The following is a 17,915-nucleotide window of genomic DNA, read 5'->3' as shown; positions in this document are numbered from 1 at the left end:
TCGCTACGCATCCTTCTGCTGGTACCAGGCCGGGTCGATCCCCGCGCGCACCTTGGGCAGCAACCACCCGTTGAACATCTTCTCGCCGATCTTGAATCCGATGTTGAGCAGGAACTCGCTGACGCCCTGGCGGTGGAAGAACCGACCGCCCGCGGCGTTGAGGAAGCCGATCCGGGCGAGCGAGGCACTGCCGGTGCTGACCACGCCGGACAACGAGGCGATCCCGCCGTCGCCCAGCGCCTCCCAGCCGGAGAGCTTGTGGGTGAGGCCGTCGGCGCCCTTGATGCCGAACACGCTCGCGTTGATGCTGCCGTTGATCAACCCGGCCAGCATGCCGACGCCGGCGCTGTAGCCGAAGTCGTAGGTGCCGCTGCGCCAGCGCACCGCGGTCTCGTTGCCCGCCCACTCGTTGGCCCACGTCTTGTCGTGGTTGCCCGGCCTGCGGTTCCAGTGCTTGCCGCCGTCGATGTTGCCGTAGCCGCTCTTGAGGTCGCCGAGCTTGCGGAAGCCGTCCCACTTGTTCTCGTGCACGAAGGCGCCCACACCGCCCTTGACCACGCCGCCGACCGCCGCGTTCAGCGCGGCCTTTTGCCAGTCGGTCTCGGTCAGGCTCTTGCCCTGCGCCCTGGCGTTGATGTCGGCGACGATGATGTTCGCGGCGAACTCGATGGCGAACTCCTGGGCGAACTCCAGCGCGAGCTTCTTGCCCAGGACCGTCCCCGCGCTCTGGTAGGCGGCTTCGGCCAGGTGGATCGAACCGGTGGTCGGGATGTCCGGGATGCCGGCGAGCGCGCTGCGGAATTGCGTGGCGTCGATGCCGCCCATGTCGCCCTTCCACGGCATGCGTTGCCCCTCGCGGACGCGCCGCACCCAGCCGCGCACCTCGGTCACCTGGCCGCGGAAGTCGTACTCGCTGCCGACCACGCGCCACCGGCCCAGCGAGTCGGTGGTGATCACCGCGCCGCCGTCGGTGCGTCGGGCCAGTAGGTTGCCGTGCTCGTCGTAGCGCCGCCACTGGCCGCGCCACGCGTCCCGTTCCAGGTAGTTCCCCTCGGGGGTGAGCGATCGGGTGCGCACTGCCGTGCCGTGGTCGAACTCCTTCCAGGTGGCGGTGTTCGGCGACGTGGCGCCGCCCGGCCCGTACTCGCGCACCCGCGCCGGCGCGTCGGTGATGTGCGGCGGGGTCTCGCGGATCACCAGCGTCTCGCCCGTGGTGGGCGCGAACCGGTCGCGGAAGAGCAGGTTTTTGCCGTCGAGCGGGGTCGCCTGCCAGCCGCCGGCGCCCTCGGCCGCCTTCGGGTTCCACCACACCCGCTCGTGGGTGCCCGTGCCCGGCTGGGGCATGATCGCGCCCGACCGGTCGAACTTCTGCCAGGTCCAGGTCTGGGTGCCCGGTGCCTGCCACGCGTCGACGTAGCGGCCGTCGTCGAGCATGCGTCGTTCGCGGACCAGGTTGTTGTGCGCGTCGAAGTCCCGGAACGAATCGTCGAACGGCAGCTTGGGGTCGTCCGAGCTGCGGAACAACACCCGCTTGCCGGACTCCTGCACCTGACCGGCGGCATCGAGGCGTTCCCACCGCCAGGTCTTCGCGGTCGACGAGCCGTGCGCGACGATCGTGATCTCATTGCCGGCGGCGAGCGTCCAGGTGTCCCGACGGCCGGCCACGTAGCCGTGGGCGTCGTACTCGACCCAGTTGCTGCGCGGGTTGGGGGCCACCGGGATCTCGGGGGCCGGGACCGGTGCGTCCGGGGTGCCGCGCACGGGCGATTCCGGCGAGGTGTAGTGCCGGATGTTGCCGTTCTCGAAGCCCTCGCGAACCATCTCCCAATGCGTGACGACGTCGTCGGCGTTCGTCACCGGTCGGAAGTCCTGCCAGTTCCGCCCGCCGGCATCCAGGCGATAGCCGATGACGTCGCCCTTGCTCCAGGGGATCGTTCCGGCGGGAGCGTTCGCGTGCGGCCGTACCGTGTCGCCGGCCTTGAGGGTCGAACCGTCGGCCAACTTGATCTGCGAACGGGCGAAGGTGCCGTCGGCGTGGATGTCGAAGGAACTGCCGTCGTCGCCGACGAAGCGGGTGCCGTTGCTGTGGACCACGGTGCCGTCCGCGCCGGCGACCGACTTCTCCCAGGTGAACACCTGGTAGCGGGTGTCGGAGGCGAGGAAGGCGTGGTTGCCGGCCGGGTTCGTCCAGTTGTGGGTCAGCCACTTGCGGGCCCAACTCGGCGGGCGCTGCTCGGAGACCCGGGTAGTGGTGAACGTCGAACCGTTCGTCTCCACCACGTGCTTCCCGGCCTCCTTGCCCTGCGGCGACAACTCGTCCCAGGACGCCTTGCGGAAACCGTCGGCGCCCAGCGGGTGTTCGAGGTAGTGCCGGGCGTGGTCGGTCCGGTGCACTTCTCCCCACTGCTTCTGGACCAGTTCGCCCGCGTGGTTGCCGGTCCCCGGGCCGTGTCGGTCGCTCCAGCCGCCGTCCCAGTGCGTGGTACGCGGACCGCTCGCCAACTCCTTGCCGGCGCCGTCGTAGCGGTGCCAGGTCCAGCCGTCGGTGCCCTTGACGCCGAGGGTGTGTCCGGCCCGGCCGTCGAACTTCTGGATGGTGTCCCGGAATTCGCGCACCGTGACGAAGTGCCGGTCGACGTCGGTGTAGCCGAAGCCGGACGTGTCGAACTTGCGCGAACCCTGGGCGAGGGGTGTGCCGTCGGCGCCCCACTCGATCCACTTGGTGCGGTGGCTGAAGGTGCCGAAGCCGCTGAGGTCGGTACGCCGGAACGCGTCGAGCGTGGTGCCGCCGGGCAACATCCGGCGCTCGAAGATCACCACCCGGTCCGGCGAATTCGACTTCAGCCGCAGTCCGCCGTTGGCCGCGCCGCTCATATCCACCGTGCCGTGCTGGAACTCGTTGTGGGTGAACGGGTTTCCGGGGGTATCGGGGTGGAACTCCTGGCGCCAGGTCGGCGTCGGGGTGCTGTGGTCGACGACGTACTGGTGTGGGGTCATCCGGCCGTCGTCCAGCACGTTGAAGCCCTCGCGGGTGACCGCGCCGTTCGTGCCGAACTCGTGGAACTCGCCGTGGCGCGGGGTGTTGGGGTGGACGATGTCGACCCGGTAGCCGGAGTGCGTGCCGTCGGCGGCGGTGAGGCGGGTGAGCCGCTGCTCCGCCGGGAGCGGGTTGCCGTGCAGGTCGGTGAGGGTGTCGCCGACCGCGAACGGGCCCTGGCCGGCGCGACCCAGCTTGGTGCCGTGCTCGAACGTGCCGTTGACGGTGTCGTGGCGGAACGAGTGGCCGGTGACCGGGTCGGTGACGCGGTAGCCGTTGTCGACGACGGTGATGGCGCGGTCGGTGACGCGGACGCCGTTCGCGTCGGTGAGCACCCGGCCGGCGCCCTCGCCGACCACGAAGCGGGCCTCGCCGGGGCCGCCGACGGCGATGCCGCGCTCGATGAACGCGCCGTCGGCACCGTGCAGGGTGGACACGTTCGTGCGGGTGTCGACGATCCGGAAGCCCTGGTCGGCGGTGAGTGTGGCGGTGTGGTGCGGCACCGGGGTGCCGAGCATGTCGGTGAGGTGGCGGTTCGGGCCCTCGCCGACCACGAAGCGGGGTTCGACGCCGCCGCCGAGGGCGATGCCGTGTTCGGCGGCCCAGCCGTTGGCGGAGTAGCGGGTGCTGTGGCCGCCGGCCGTCTCGGTGATCCGGTAGCCGCCGCCGCTGAGCGGGGTGACGCCGACGCCCACGACGGGGGTGCCGTGTACGTCGGTGAGCACGGGGCCGGCACCGCGGTCGACGATGAAGTGCGGCTCGCCCAGTTCGGTCAGGCCGAGTTCCCGTTCGATCGCGGTGCCGGTGCCGTCGTAGCGCACGGAGTGACCGGTGGCCGGGTCGGTGATGTGGTAGCCGTTGTCGAACTCGGTCAGTCTGCGGTCGGTGATCGGCTTGCCGTGTACGTCGGTGAGAACCGAGGGTCGGCCCTCGCGGAACACGACGAAGTGCGGATCGCCCGAGAATCCGGTGAGCACGACGCCGTGTTCGGCGATGCTGCCGTCGCCTCGGTAGCGGGTGGTCTGTCCGCTCAGGGGTTCGGTGATGCGGTAGCCGCCGCCGTTCACGGGGGTGACGTCGACGCCGGTGATCGGGTTGCCGTGCACGTCGGTGAGCACCGGGCCGTGTTCGCCGGGGACGACGAAGTGCGCGTCGCCGGCGGGGCCTTGGAGGGCGAGGCCGTCCTCGGCGATGGCGCCGTTGCCGTGGTAGCGGGTGCTTTGTCCGCTGGTGGGTTCGGTGATGCGGTAGCCGCCGCCGTTCACCGGGGTGACGTCGACGCCGGTGATCGGGTTGCCGTGGATGTCGGTGAGCACCGGGCCGTGTTCGCCGGGCACGAGGAAGTGCGCGTCGCCGGCGCCCTGGAGGGCGATGCCTTCGTCGGCCGCGGTGCCGTTGCCGTGGTAGCGGGTGCTCTGTCCGCTGGTGGGTTCGGTGATGCGGTAGCCGCCGCCGTCGGTCGCGGTGACGTGCACGTCGTCGATGCGGGTGCCGTGCAGGTCGGTCAGCACCGGACCCCGCTCGCCGGGGACGACGAAGTGCGGCTCGTCCAGACCGCGGAGGGCGAGGCCGTGTTCGACGACGCGGCCGTCCGTGCCGTATCGGATCGAGCCGCCGGTGGCCGGATCGGTCACCCGGTAGCCGTTCTCGAACGGGGTGAAGACGCGGTCGGTGATCGGCTTGCCGTGTGCGTTGGTCAGTATCGGCGGCCGGGCGTCGTTGCCGTGCACCACGAAGCGGGGCGCGCCGGCCCCGCCGAGGGCGATGCCCTGCTCGGCGACGGCGCCGTTGGTGCGGTAGCGGACGGTCTGCCCGCCGGTGGCGTCGGTGACCCGGTAGCCGCCGCGCACGACGGTGACGTCGAAGCCGAGGACCGGGTCCCCGTTCGCGTTGGTGAGGAACGGCCGGCCGCCGCCGTCGTCGACGACGAACCGGGGCTCACCCGGCGAGTGCAGCGCCAGCGCCTCGTCGACGAGGCGACCGTCGTGGGCGTAGCGAACGGAGTGGCCGGTGGCGGGATCGGTGATCCGATAGCCGCCGTGCACCGGCGTGCGCACGGTCGCACCGTCGAGGCCGGTGGAACCGGCGCCGACGTGCGAGGTGACGGTCGTGTTCGGCGGCGGCACGGCTCCCGCGGCCGACGTCGTCGCCAGCGTGTTGCCGCCGCCGAGGTCGTGGTGGGTGCCGCCGACCAGCCGCGGACGCTCCAGCAGGCTCTGCGCCTGGATCTGGGCCATGCCCTTGTCGATCCGGGCCGGGTCCACGCCCAGTGCGTCCAGCCGGGTGATCGCGGTCTCCACCTTCGCCGAGGCGGTCTGCACCGCGATCCCGGCGTCGCGTTCGTACACGGACGGCTTGGACGAGCCACCGGGGCGGACCTCCAGGTCGTGCAACACCTGCTGGGCCCGGCCCAGTTCGTTGCGCGCCGAGGTGAGGTCGCGCCAGGCCTCGATCCGCTCGGCCCGCAACGGGTCGTCGGCTTTGCCGAACAGCGCGCCGATCCGGTCCGCGTCGCGCTGCCACAGCTGTTCCAACCGGGCGCCGGTGAGCCGGTTGGGCGGGCCGGCCAGGTGGCCGCCGGGCGGCGGGGTCGGCGCGACGGCGACCCGGTTCGCGGTCGGCGTGCCGGGTCGCAACTCGCCGCCGCCGCCCGGGCCGTGCGGCGGCAGGGCGGTCGGCGCCGCACCGGCATGCGCGGGCCCGTCCGGGCGCGGCATCGGCTTCGGGCCGTGATCGAGCAGGTTGAGCGCGTTCCCGGCGTGGTCCGGGACCAGGGCCGTCGGCGGCGGGCCACCCGCGAGCGCCGTCGGGCTCGGCGCGGACAGGTTCGCCGTCGAGCCGAACCCGGTCGACTGCGACTCCACATGCGGAGCGGGGGCGCCGTGGCCGGGCAGACCCGGGCCCGACAGGCCGTGGCCGGCCAGGTTCGGCGCCGGCAGACTCGGCGCCGGCAGGCCGTGGTTCAGGCCGGCCGCGGGCAGGCTCGGCGCGGTCACATGGCCGGTCGGGGCGGGCAGGTGAGCGATACCGGCGCCGGCGCTCGGGGTGTTCCCGGTGATCAGCGACGGCACGCTCGGCCGGTGCCCGGCCCCGGTCTGGACCAGGTCGAGCGCGGTCAGCGTGGACAGGGACGGGGTGTGCGTGACGCCCGACAGCGTGGACGGGGTGGGCAGCGCGTGTACCGCGCCGGCCGCGCCGGTGGTCGGGGACAACTGCCCGATCGAGTGGAGCGCGTTCAGCTCCATCCGGCCGCTGTTCGCCGGCGTCGGCAGTTTGGCCCAGTCGCCGATCTGCACCATCTTCATGTCGCGCGCGCCGATGTCCAGGAGCGCGTCCATGCGGCGCACCGCGTCCGGCGCGAACTGCATTACCTCGCCGAGCGTGGTCGGGATGTGCAGGCCGGCGGGGGAGGTGACGGTCAGGTTCGTCGTCGGCAGGTCCAGCGCCTTCATCCGCAGCTCGTTCGCGCCGAACCCGGACCAGTCGCCGGCCCGGATCCGGGCCAGGTCGTTCACCGGCATCTCGGGCAGCGCGCCCAGGGGCGGTGTGGTCGGGAGCTGGCTCAGGCCGCGCCCGCCCGCGCCGAGCAGCGGCGAGGCGTAGCGGAACTTGCCGAGCACACCACGCTCGTAGAAGCCGATCTGCAACGCGCGCTTGAGCCCGAACCGGCTGATCTCGGCCGCGTCCACCGGCAGGATCAGCCGCAGCCACTTGGTGCCGCCGAGTTCGGACTTGAGGAACTTCCAGGTGCTGCCCGCGGCCCCCTTGATCGCCCCGGGGACGGCGCGGAACAGCGCCGGTATCGCCTTGAGGCCCGTGACCACCGCCAAGCCGCCCTTGACGACCATGCCGCCGACCCAGGACGGCATTTTCAGCGCCGCCGCGCCCACCCACAAGGCGCCCGTCTTGATCCAGCCACCCGCGAGCCGGGCGAAGTCCTTCAGGCCCGGGATGAACGCGAACGAGCGGAACGCGCCCGCGTTGAACGCGCCCTTGAGCGCGCCCCACGCGCCCTGCGCGAAGGGCTTGATGCCCTTGGTCCAGAGGAACTTCGCGCCGTCCTTGAACAGCTTGAACAGGTTCAGGCCCTTGGTGGTCGGCGCGATCATGCCCAGACCCGCCAGGAACAGGTCGAGCAACCCGGCCTTGCCGTTGGCGACGTCCACCGCGGTCTTGACGAACAGGACCAGGTTGATCCCGATCGCGAGCAGCGCGAGCGGGCCGCCGAGGAGCAGCGCGGGCAGGATCAGGATGATCGCCAGCCAGTTGAACGCCTCCCAGAACAGGTCGCAGTTCGACACCGGCTGCTTGATCCCGGTCGCAGCGGTGTTGAGCACCTTCGCGGCGGTCTCGGCCTGGGTGCGCTGGGCGGTCCCCGCGTTGCGCGCGGTCGTGCCGTACGTGGCGCGCTGGGGGTCCTCCAGGGGCAGGTCCCGGCCGTTCGCCAACGCCGTGTCGGCGACCCGCTGCTGGGTCTCCATCACGTCGACGTAGGTGTGCAGCGCCTTGGCCGAGTGCTCGAACGCGTCCGCGATGCTGGTCACGAACTCGCGGAGCGGGCCGCTGATCTTCTCCCGCAGCGCGTCGGCGGTCTGCCCGACGAACGCGCCGTTGCCCGTCTTGTCCAGGACCGAGTTCAACGCCTCGTCGATCTCGCGGGCGACCTTGCCCAGGCTCTCCATCGAGGTGATCAGCGTGCGCAGCCGAACGGGGTCGCCCGGGGTGGGATCGGTGCTCAGGCCGATCGCGTTCCAGTCGGTGGGGCGATTGCCCATGACCCGTCGTCTCCTCGCCGTGCTCGCCGGACCTCGCCGTGACCACGCCCGGGCCCACCGGACGGTTCATCGGATGACGTGTCGGGCCGCGATGAACCGGGTGGTGGGCTCGGGCGTGGTCACGGCGACGGATCCGGCCGAGGGATCCGCGATGCCCGACGGGAGCGGACGTGGTCGACTTCGCGCTGGACTACAGCACGCTGGCCGAGGCCAAGAAGGACATGTACGACCTGGCCGACCGCATCTCGCCCACGCTCAAGTCGAGCGACTTCGCGACCCTGGGCAAGGGCGGGTACACCGACGCCCAGGCGGTGTTCGGCGACCCGACCCTGACCGCCGCGTTCCGCAGCCTGTACCGGCTGTCCGCGGGGCCGATGACCCGCGCCGAGGACCTGCTGAAGAAGCTCGGCGACTGCTTCGGCAAGGTCGGCGACGCCTACTTCAACGCCGACGCGCAGATCACCGAGGGCCTGGGCGTGATGGGCGCCACGATGGGCCTGGCGGAGTGGCGCAACAAGGTCGCCGCCTGGAAGTACAAGCAGGAGCACCTGGACGAGTGCGCCAAGCCCGGACCCGACGGCACCTACCCGGAGTTCTGCAAGGCCACCGACCCCGGCGACAAACCGCCGCTGGACAAGGTGATCACCACGCCCAACGGCGGTCGGATCGAGACCCACCTGACCCTGGACGCGGACGGCAACGTGATCAAGGAGGAGACCAAGGTCGTCAGCAACGGCCAGACGTACACCTCGGTCACCACCTACGACTCGAGCCGGCTGAACTACACCACCGTGTCCACCGCGCCGGACGGCGGCGTGACCACCACCGAGACGCACCTGAACGCCAACGGGGGCGGCACGCAGAAGGTGGTCGACTCCGAAGGAAAGACGCACACCTACGCGCGCGCCGACGGCAAGCACGAATGGGTGGACACCACACCCAAGCCGCCGGAGAAGCCCGTCCCGCCGGGCGGTGGCGGCGGTGGTGGGCACATCCCGCGCCGCGACTGAGCCGCCGCCGTACACCCCATCGCCCGACAGTCCCCTGTAGCTCCCCGTAGTCCCCGTTCGTCGTACCCCCACGACGAGCCGATCTTCCCTGGAGGAACCATGCCCGATATCGCACTCGACTTCGGCCGCATCGACGAGGTCGCCGGCAAGCTGACCAAGGCGAAGGAGACCATCACGCCGATGATCAACACGCTGCTCTCCGACGTGAACGGGCTGCTGGACAACGGCATGGTCTTCAAGGAGTCGAGCCCGGCCATGCGTGAGGCCTACTCGAAGTTCAACACCAGCCTGACCGCCGCCGTCGACGGCATCCTGATCTTCTCCGAGATGTTCGCCAAGATCCGCACCCAGATGCACGAAATGGACGTGGAGATGGCGAAGAACCTGAAGAAGAGCTGAACCCTCGCCACACCGATTCGGGCCGCTTCCCTCGGGGGGAAGCGGCCCGAACTCGTATACCCGATGCGGAGGTTCGCCCGGTTATTCGGCCGACCGCAACACCGTCAGCGGCACCTGCACCGCCATCGGCGCGCCGCCCGGCCCCGCGGTCCACGCCCGCCCGGGCACGGGCGGCGCCGAGCGCACCACGTTCGTCGGCAGCCGTACGCCGATCATGTCGCCCTCCTGCATGTTCTTCGGCGCGAGCAGGACGCCGCTGCGGCTGCCGCGTCGGGCCGCGGTGAGCCAACTGCCCATCGCCACCTGGAGGGCGTCGTAGGACCCCGCGTACAACAGCCCCTGCCCCCGGTCGCGGCCGGCGACCGCCAGGTCGCGCAGGACCCGGTCGGCCGCGGGCATCCCGAGCAGTTCGGCGTCGTCCACGACCACCACGCGCGGACCGGACAACTCCTCCAGGGCCCGCTCGACCGCCTCGGCGGCGGGATCCTCCTCGGTCAGCAGCCGCACCTGGGGATGTTGCGCCAGCCCGCGCAGCGGCGACTCGCGCGGAGTGAGCACCACCAGCGACGTGCCGCCCGCGAGCAACGACACCGACAACGATGCGAGCGTGGTGCTGCGCCCGGTCCCGGCGGGGCCGATCACGCAGAACACCGACCTGGCGGCGAAGTCCGCCCCGATCGGCTCCGCGCTGTCGCCGCCGATGCCGAGCAGCCCCCACATCGGGCGGCGCACCTCGGCCGGCACCCGCTCGTACGCGGCGGCGAACTCGACCACACGCGGCAGCGTCGGGATCAGCACCGGCATCCGCTCGCGCGGCACCGAGGTGTCGCGCAGCGCCGCCGCCGTGCCGATCCGGCGCAGCGCCTCGGCCTGTTCCTGTCCGCTCGGATCGGGCGCGAGCAGCGCGACCTGACTCTCCGTCTGGGACAACACGTGCCAGCCGCGACCGGGCGAGATCACCGCCGGCACCTTGCGGATCGGCATGCCGGCCATCTGGTAGTCGCTGCGATCCGCCTGGCGCAGCAACAACTTGTGGTCGTTGTGCGCGGACAACCGCCCGCTCAGCAGCGCCCGTTCGGATGTCGCCACGATGTGGATGCCGGCCGCCGCGCCCTCGCGCAGCAGCCGCATCGTGTCGTCCACGAGCCGGCCGCCGTCGTGGTCGTCGAGCAGCGCGACCAGGGAGTCCCAGCCGTCGAGCAGGATCACGATGTGCGCGGGCCGCTCGGCCGCCGGCAGGATCCGGCGCAACTCCACCAATCCGGCGGCATTGTGCGCGCTGCACCGTTCCTGACGCTCGGTCAACTCGCGGACCAGGTAGCCCAACAGCCGCCCCATGCGCTCCATGTCGTGCCGCGAGACCACCGCGCCGCAGTGCGGCAGGGTCTCCAGCGCGGCCAGACCGCCGCCGCCCGCGTCGATCCCGTACAGGTGTACGTCGGCGCAACTCGCCGTGGCCGCCGCCGAACCCGCGAGGGTGCGCAACACCTGGGTGCGGCCCGAGCGCGGCGAGCCGATCACGTACAGGTGGCCGAACGTGGCCAGGTCCATCGTGGTCACCCGTTGCTCCTGGAGTTGCGGAACGTCCTCCAGGGCGTAGGGGATCGGTGGCGGGCAGGGGTCGGACGGATCGACGTCGGCCCGCTCCACCGGCGGCAGGTCGTCCACCAGCACCCGCTCCGCCAGGGGCGGCAACCACGGGCTGGGCAGCGGACGGTAGTCGGGGAGCGTCTCGGCCGCCTCGCGCAGCGCCAGGACCAGGGCGTTGAGGTCGGTCGGGTTGGGCGTGTCCGCGGTGTCCGGGCCCTCGTCGACCGTCGGCAGCGACGCGGGCCGGCCCAGGCCGGCCAGGGTCAGTTCGGTGGCGCGCACCGCGCGGGTCGGGCCGGTCTTCTCGGCGGCGCCGCCGGGGAGGGGCCGCTCGGCGCCCACCCACGCCGCCTGGAACGGCACGGCGGCGCCCGGCCCGGTGCGGATCAGCGCCCGGCCGGGCGTGCCGGCCGAGATGTGCACGGCCTCCATGGTGTCGATGATGTCCTGGCTCTCGCCCGCGTCGGTCACCCGCAGGGCGATCCGCAGGTTGGTGTTGGCGCGGATGTCGCCGGTGACCACGCCGGCGGGGCGCTGGGTGGCCAGCACCAGGTGGATCCCGAGTGAACGGCCGCGCTGGGCGATGTTGATCAGCCCGGCGACGAAGTCGGGCACCTCGCGGACGAGGGTGGCGAACTCGTCGATCACCAGGATCAGTCGGGGCAGCGGCGCCAGGGTGGGGTCGCCGGCGCGCTTGCCCCGGTATTCGGGGTGGTCCTTGGCGCCGACGTCGGCCAACAGCTGCTCGCGGCGCCGCAGTTCCGCCGCCAGCGACTCCAGTGCCCGGGTGGCCAGGTGCTCGTCGAGGTCGGTGACCATGCCGAGGGTGTGCGGGAGTTCGGCGCACTCGCTGAACGCGCTGCCGCCCTTGTAGTCGACGAGTACGAAGGTCAGCTCGTCCGGGCGGTTGGCCACCGCGAGCGCGGAGACGAAGCTCTGCAACAACTCGGACTTGCCGGAGCCGGTGGTGCCGGCGATCAGACCGTGCGGACCGTCGCGCACCAGGTCGATGCGCAGCGGCCCGTCGTAGCCGGCGCCCAGGGTGAAGGTGGTCGAGGCCGGGCGGCGGGCCCAACGGGCCACGAAGTCGGCCGCCTTCGGCGGTTCGGCGTCGACCAGGTCGAGCAGCTTGACGGTCTGCGGCAGGCCGCTGTCGTGCTCGGGACTGACATCGCGCAACGGCGCCAAAGCGCGGGCCAGTTGCTCGCACCACGCCGCGTCCACATGGTCGGCGCGCACGTCCGTCACATCGGGCAGTCCGGTCTGGCGCACGGTGAGGTGTCGGCCGGCGGCCAGCACGACGGCGGTGCACTCCTCCGGCAGCAGCCGCTCGCGTTCGTCCAGACAGACGCTGAACACCCGGGCCGCCGGGCCCTCGGTGAGCACCTGGACCATGCCGGGCACCTCGCGCAACTGCCGGGCGCCGTCGGCGATCACCAGGATGTCGGGGCCGCTGAACATGGCCTGGCCCATCGACGAGCCCATGCTGCGCTGTCGGCTCTGGATCTGCGCGACCAGTTCGGAGATGCGGTTGGCGGTGGACTCCGGGTCGGTGCCGAGCAGGGCGACGGGCGCGGCGGAGCGGGACTGCGGGCGCAGGTGCGGCAACCACCGTACCCAGGCCCAGTCGCCGGCCCGCTCGGGATCGGTCAGCACCACCACGCGCAGGTCGCGCGGGCTGTGCAGGACGGCGGACTGGATCACCAGCCAGCGGGCCAGCGCCTGGATCGGCTCGGTCGGGCCGGCCACGCCGAGCACCCCGTGGTCGGGGATCTCGACGCCGATGGGCGTGTCGGGCAACGTCCAACTCGCGGTGCGGTGATGCTCGTCCCGGGCCGGGTCCTCGACCTCCTTGACCGACGGCTGGTCGACCGTACCGATCCGCAGCACCAGGTGGTCGGCGTCACGGCGGCGCCGCTCCCACAACCGGCTGCCCGGTCCGGTCGCGATCAGCGCGACGGCGGCCGGGTCGGGGCCTACCTCGGCGCGGACGATGCGCTCGCGGCGCACGGCCGTGCGGATGTCGTCGTGCAACACGCGCAACCGGCGCCGGTACTGCACCCCGTCGAGCTGGTGCTTGACCCGATTGCTGCGGCGGCCGGAGACCCAGTTCGCGATCGCCATGAACGGGCTCATGATGCAGAAGATCAGATAGAAGTACGAGTGGAAGAACCCGACCATCGCCAGGCCCATCACCAGCGGGGCGATCATCACGAGCAGCGGGAACGGCACCCGGTTCGGCTCCAGCGGCGGCGAGGGCAGCCGGATCTTCTCCGCGTCCAGGTGCGGGGCGATCCGGGGCGGCCGGTTGTAGTCCAGGCCGATGCCGTCGTCGGAGGGCGTCACGTCGGCGTCCGCCTCGACCGGTCCGCACAGGCGCAGCAGCGACGGGCCGACGACCAGGTCGGACGCGTGCGGCCAGGGGGTGCCGGGCGGCGCCTCGGGGCGGAGCACCGGCTCCTTCGGCGGGGCGATCCGGGCGCTCTCCCGCTCGACCTTGCGGTCCGCCTCGCGCTCGTCCTCCAGGATGCGTTCCTCGTGCTTGCGGGGCAGCGCCGCGGCGGCGGTGATCGCGTCGGTGGGCGGCGGCGCCACCTCGCGGCCGTGCACCGCGCCGTCGTCGGGCCCGGTGCGATGCCAGTACGCCGAACCGTCCGGGCACACGGTCACCCACAGGCCCCGGGCCGGTACGCCGGACACCGGCAGCCGGATCGCGCAGCCCTCGTCGGCGCCGATCTCGTGGCTGCCCGGGCCCAGCGGCCAGACCCGGCCGGTGTATGGGCCGGACACCGCGTGCACCTGGACCAGGGTCTGCGGATCGAAGGGATGCCGGGGGGCGTGCACCCGGTCGGGCTCGGCGGGCGGGGCGCCCAGACCCAGGACCGTGGCCTCGCGGATCCCGGAGACGGTCAGCGGGGCCTGCGGGTCGAGCACGGTGTCGCCGAGGTAGAGCGACTGTCCGGTCGCCGGCGTCTCGCCGTCCAGGAACGCGCCCAGGTCGGCGGCGCCGGACCCGGAGGCGTCGTCGGCGGGTGCGGTCGGGCGGTGCACGGCGGTTGCGAGGTCCGCCACGATGCTCCCGGGCGGGAGGTCCAGGAGATGGTCGCGGCGCAGGCCGTCCGCGGCGTCCACGGTGGTGACGGTGAGTCTCACGTTCGTCGTGCTCCTGGGGGATGGGGGATGGGGGACGGGGTCGGGTCCGGCCGACCGGGGGTGTCGGCGGGGAGGTCGGCTTGGGGCGGCCGGGGCGGGGCCGGGGGGACGTGCCGGGATGTCGGCGCACGCCGGACGGGTGCCCGCCGACGTGTCCCGGGTCCCGCGTGGTGATGCTCGGCGGGGATCGAGGACACGCCCTTGGGCCGCCCATCCGGCGTGCGGGGACGCGGGTCACACGTCGATCGAGACGCCGCTCGGCTTGTCGGTGTCGGCGGGCTCGGTGAGGTCGTCGTGCGCGGCGGGCGGGACCTGCGCCGGGACCCGCGCCCGCGTCGTGGGGGGCGGCGCGGCCGGAGTCGGCTCGGGGTCGAGGTCCAGGTCCGGGTCGATCCCGGCCGGGGCCGGGTGTACCGCGTCCTCCGTGGACCACGGCGGCAGGCGCCACACCGTCGCGGCCACCGCGCGCGGCAGCGGGCGCGCGTCCACCCGCAGCGGCGTGCCGTGTACGAGCAGCGCGCCGTTCGGCGCGATCGCCAACAGCCGGGCATGGCCCCGGGGCTGACCCGTGGTCAGCACCGACACGGGCGAGGCGGCGGGCAGTTCGGGGGTGTCGGCGCAGGCCACCACCTGCGGGTAGCGGCGGGTCGCGGCGACCGTCGTGGCATGCGCGAACGCGTCGGTGGCGCTCGGGCCCGCGTAGCGCGGATGCACCCCGGCGGCGACGGTGACCGCGCCGGCCGGCAACCTGGCGTCGAGTTGGGCGGCCAGCGACTGTACGGTCGCCCGCGCGCCGCGCCGCTCGCCGGAGACCGCCAGCACGCGCGGTCCGGTCAGCAGGTCCAGGAAGACCACCGCCTCGTGCCGGGTGCCGATCGCGACCAGCAGCGGCGCGGGACCGGATCCGGGCTCCAGGTCGGCGCGGGCGATCCACCACAGACGGGGGTCGAGTTCGTCCACCGCCCACGGCTCGGCGGGCACGGGCAGGTCCGGGCCGCAGCCCACCAACACCCCCACCACGTCGCGCTCGACCAGCACGGCGTACGGGCGCGCGCTCGCGCTCACCTCGGCCGCCAGCATCGCCGCGTGCTCCGCGTCCCTCCAGGTGCCGGGCGCGCGCAGCGTGCGGACCAGGAGTCGGCGGCGCCGGCGGAACCGCACGAGGGCGGCGATCGGTTCGGCGAACGCGGCCACGGTGAGCGCGATTTCGCGGCGCAGCCGACGCCGGACGAAGCGCCAGCCGCCGCGCCGCATCGCGGCCCAGTGGGCCAGGGCGAACACGAGGACCAGGATCCCGGTCCAGCCGAGCAGGGTCATCACATCGTGTCCGGCGACCCGCATGGCGAGGTCCTCGGAGCCGGTCATCCGCTCTCCTCGATCGCGGCCGGCTCGCGCCGGATCGCCGCGATCCCGTGGTAGGTACGGGACTTGACCGTCCCGTGCGGTATCCCCAGGGCGCGCGCGACATCGGCGCCGCTGCGGTCGAGCAGGTGCACGTGCGCGACGGCCTCGCGGTGCGACGGCGCCAGTTGGCGCAACGCCCCCACCAGCACGCAACGATCGACCACCGATGCCGCCGGATCGGGCACCGTGGGCAGCCCGGTGAACTCGCTCGGGTCGATGCCCACCGGCAACGAACGATTGCGCCGTCGGGCGTCGACGGCCAGGTTGCGGGCCACCCGGAACAGCCACATGCGGATCGGGCGACCGTCCCAGTCCAGGCGGTCCGCGGCCTCCCAGGCCCGTAACAGCGTTTCCTGGACCACGTCTTCGACCGTGTGCAGATCCGCCCCCAGGATCCCGCTCACGTATCTGCGCAACGGCGTGCTCTCCGCCATCAGCAGGTCGATCCGCCGCTCGCGCTCGTAGGTCTCCCGGCCAGGCGACACGAAACTGGGCTCCTCGGAGGCTCGGCCGGCGTCCGTTCCGCCGGTCAAGATCACGATATGGAGCGGGAAACACCCTCGGCGGACCGGAAAATGAACAGCGGGCGATCTTCTGGCGGCCCCTCGGTGTCCCGGGTCGGTGCTACCCGAATCACGGGCGGTTCGGGTCCATTTGCGCGGCGTCGTAGCGCTCCCGGGCCCGGTCCACCTCGGGGATGTGCTCCTCCGCCCAGGTCTTGACCGCCTGCATGAGCGGCAGCAGGCTCGCGCCGAGCGGAGTCAGCGCGTAGTCGACGCGGACCGGGACGGACGGGGTGACGGTGCGTTCGACCAGTCCGTCGCGCTCCAGGTTGCGCAGGGTCTGGGTGAGCATCTTCTGGCTGACCCCGGCCACCCGTCGGGACAGGTCGCTGTAGCGCCGCGGGCCGTCGGCGAGCGCGTTGACGAGCAGGCTGACCCACTTGTCGCTGATCCCGTCCAGGAGCCGGCGGGCCGGGCAACTCGCCATGTACGCGTCGAACTCCGTACGGGCCTGGGCGCGGCGTTCGGCGGCGGTGCGGGTGGCCATGGCTCTCCTTCGGGTGGGATACGCACTTCCGGGTGGGTACTTCCTCTCGGAGAGTAGCTCTTCCTAGGTTGGCGGTCGAGGGGCCGGGAGTTCGGCCCGTGGCTGCGGAGAGTGTGGGAGTGGTGGGTCATGCGTGCGGTGATCGCTCGGTCCGGTGCGTCGGTGGTCGAGGTCGTGGACGGACCCGTGTGCGAGCCGGGGCCCGGTCGGGTGCGGATCCGGGTCGCGGCGGCGACGGTGAATCCGGTGGACCTGATGGTGGTGGAGGGCGCGCCGGTGCGGTACGGACTGGTGCGCGAGCGTGCGGTGTTCGGGCTGGGGTGGGACGTCGCGGGCGAGGTGGACGCGGTCGGGGCGGGCGTGACCGGGTTCGCGGTCGGCGACGCGGTGCTCGGGTTGCGCGACCGGTTGGACGTACGGACCGGTGCGCTGGCCGAGTTCGTGGTGCTGGACGCCGATGCGGTGGCGCCGCGGCCGGTCGAGCTGGATCCGGTGGCGGCGGCGACGATCCCGCTGAACGGCTCGACGGCGTGGCAGGGGCTCGACCTGCTCGGCGCGGCGGCGGGGGACACCCTGCTGGTCACCGGGGCGGCGGGCGGGGTCGGCGCGTTCGCGGTCGAACTGGCGGCGGCGCGCGGGGTACGAGTGGTCGCGGTCGCGGGAGCCGCCGACGAGGCGTCGGTGCGCGACCTCGGCGCGCGGTGGTTCGTCCCGCGCGGCGCCGACCTGGCGGACCGGATCCGGTCGCTGGTACCCGGCGGGGTGGACGCCGCGCTGGATGCGGCCATGCTCGGCCCGGACGCGCTGGACGCGGTGCGCGGCGGCGGGGCGTTCGTGGCGGTCAACGCGGGCGCGGCGCCGCCCGGGCTGCGCGGGATCCGGGTGCACCAGGTGTGGGTCCGCGCCGACGCCACCCGGTTGGCCGAACTCGCGACGGCGGCCGGCAAGGGCGAGTTGACACTACGCGTGGCCCGAACCTTCCCCTTCACAGACGCCCCCCGCGCCTTCGCCGCGGTGGCAGAGGGCGGCCTCCGAGGCCGGGTGGTCCTGGTGCCGTAGACCGAGGCGGCGCGAGGCCCGACCACCGAGCTCACCCCGGAAGCAACGCCGGACCGCGCCCGGCCAAGACGCCGAACCCGCGTGATGCGCCCCAAGGCAGACACCGGCCCCGGGCGAGGTGCCGGGCCTCGGGCGAGGTGCCGGGCTTCGGGCGGGCGCCGGCCTCGGGTGAGGTGCGGGGTTCGGTGAGGCGCCGGCCTCGGTGGGGGCATCGGCTTTCGGCGAGGTGGCGGGTCCGGGTGGGGTGAGGCGGGGTGCCGGGTGGAAGGAAGCGGGCGCCCCGACCGGCTTTCGGTCGGGGCGCCCCGGGGGCGGGGGGGGGCGTGTGTGGGTCCCGCCCGTTGGGGGGGCCGGGGTTGGGCGGCGGCGGCCGCGCGCCCCCCCGACTTGACCACGATCACCCCCCGGAAGGACCCGGGCGAGCCGCCGCCCCCGCAC

8 protein-coding genes are annotated in these 17,915 nt (G+C 72.9%); 3 read left to right on the top strand and 5 right to left on the bottom strand.

The window, feature by feature from the left end:
* Nucleotides 1-3: 3 nt before the first annotated feature.
* On the bottom strand, nt 4-7,812 hold the full coding sequence (locus tag ACWGR4_RS08660) for a hypothetical protein (protein ID WP_452131680.1): 7,809 nt from the start codon (nt 7,810-7,812) through the stop codon (nt 4-6).
* A 170-nt stretch (nt 7,813-7,982) separates the two neighbouring features.
* Here ACWGR4_RS08660 and ACWGR4_RS08655 point away from each other — a divergent pair, with 170 nt between their 5' ends.
* Nucleotides 7,983-8,822 (top strand): hypothetical protein, encoded by an 840-nt coding sequence (locus tag ACWGR4_RS08655; RefSeq protein WP_379998067.1) that lies wholly within the window; start codon nt 7,983-7,985, stop codon nt 8,820-8,822.
* 99 nt (nt 8,823-8,921) lie between these two features.
* Nucleotides 8,922-9,221, top strand: a complete 300-nt coding sequence (locus ACWGR4_RS08650) for a hypothetical protein (RefSeq protein WP_078978201.1) — start codon at nt 8,922-8,924, stop codon at nt 9,219-9,221.
* A gap of 81 nt (nt 9,222-9,302) precedes the next feature.
* Here ACWGR4_RS08650 and ACWGR4_RS08645 read toward each other — a convergent pair whose 3' ends face one another.
* The 4 genes from ACWGR4_RS08645 to ACWGR4_RS08630 all read right to left on the bottom strand — a co-directional run bounded on the left by ACWGR4_RS08645 (nt 9,303) and on the right by ACWGR4_RS08630 (nt 16,418).
* On the bottom strand, nt 9,303-13,964 hold the full coding sequence (locus ACWGR4_RS08645; RefSeq protein ID WP_452131679.1) for an FtsK/SpoIIIE domain-containing protein: 4,662 nt from the start codon (nt 13,962-13,964) through the stop codon (nt 9,303-9,305).
* Between the two features lie 234 nt (nt 13,965-14,198).
* Nucleotides 14,199-15,329 carry a hypothetical protein gene (locus tag ACWGR4_RS08640; RefSeq protein WP_452131678.1) on the bottom strand — a complete coding sequence of 377 codons (1,131 nt, stop codon included), beginning with the start codon at nt 15,327-15,329 and terminating at the stop codon, nt 14,199-14,201.
* The gene (locus tag ACWGR4_RS08635) at nt 15,326-15,853 is read right to left on the bottom strand and encodes a sigma-70 family RNA polymerase sigma factor (RefSeq protein ID WP_379998061.1); all 528 of its coding nucleotides are present in this window, start codon (nt 15,851-15,853) and stop codon (nt 15,326-15,328) included. The genes ACWGR4_RS08640 and ACWGR4_RS08635 overlap by 4 nt, the downstream gene beginning before the upstream one ends.
* Before the next feature lie 148 nt (nt 15,854-16,001).
* Nucleotides 16,002-16,418, bottom strand: a complete 417-nt coding sequence (locus tag ACWGR4_RS08630; protein WP_452131677.1) for a winged helix-turn-helix transcriptional regulator — start codon at nt 16,416-16,418, stop codon at nt 16,002-16,004.
* Nucleotides 16,419-16,547: 129 nt separating this feature from the next.
* Here ACWGR4_RS08630 and ACWGR4_RS08625 point away from each other — a divergent pair, with 129 nt between their 5' ends.
* On the top strand, nt 16,548-17,477 hold the full coding sequence (locus ACWGR4_RS08625) for an NADP-dependent oxidoreductase (RefSeq protein WP_452131676.1): 930 nt from the start codon (nt 16,548-16,550) through the stop codon (nt 17,475-17,477).
* Nucleotides 17,478-17,915 lie beyond the last annotated feature (438 nt).

The sequence above is a fragment of the Embleya sp. NPDC055664 genome, assembly GCF_053618075.1.
This window is presented reverse-complemented; position numbering and strand designations above follow the sequence as displayed.

Excerpts from the sequence above, each read along its gene's own strand:
- ACWGR4_RS08660 (WP_452131680.1), bottom strand. The coding sequence starts at position 7,812 with ATGGGCAATCGCCCCACCGACTGGAACGCGATCGGCCTGAGCACCGAT.
- ACWGR4_RS08630 (WP_452131677.1), bottom strand. The coding sequence starts at position 16,418 with ATGGCCACCCGCACCGCCGCCGAACGCCGCGCCCAGGCCCGTACGGAG.
- ACWGR4_RS08640 (WP_452131678.1), bottom strand. The coding sequence starts at position 15,329 with ATGACCGGCTCCGAGGACCTCGCCATGCGGGTCGCCGGACACGATGTG.
- ACWGR4_RS08650 (WP_078978201.1), top strand. The coding sequence starts at position 8,922 with ATGCCCGATATCGCACTCGACTTCGGCCGCATCGACGAGGTCGCCGGC.
- ACWGR4_RS08625 (WP_452131676.1), top strand. The coding sequence starts at position 16,548 with ATGCGTGCGGTGATCGCTCGGTCCGGTGCGTCGGTGGTCGAGGTCGTG.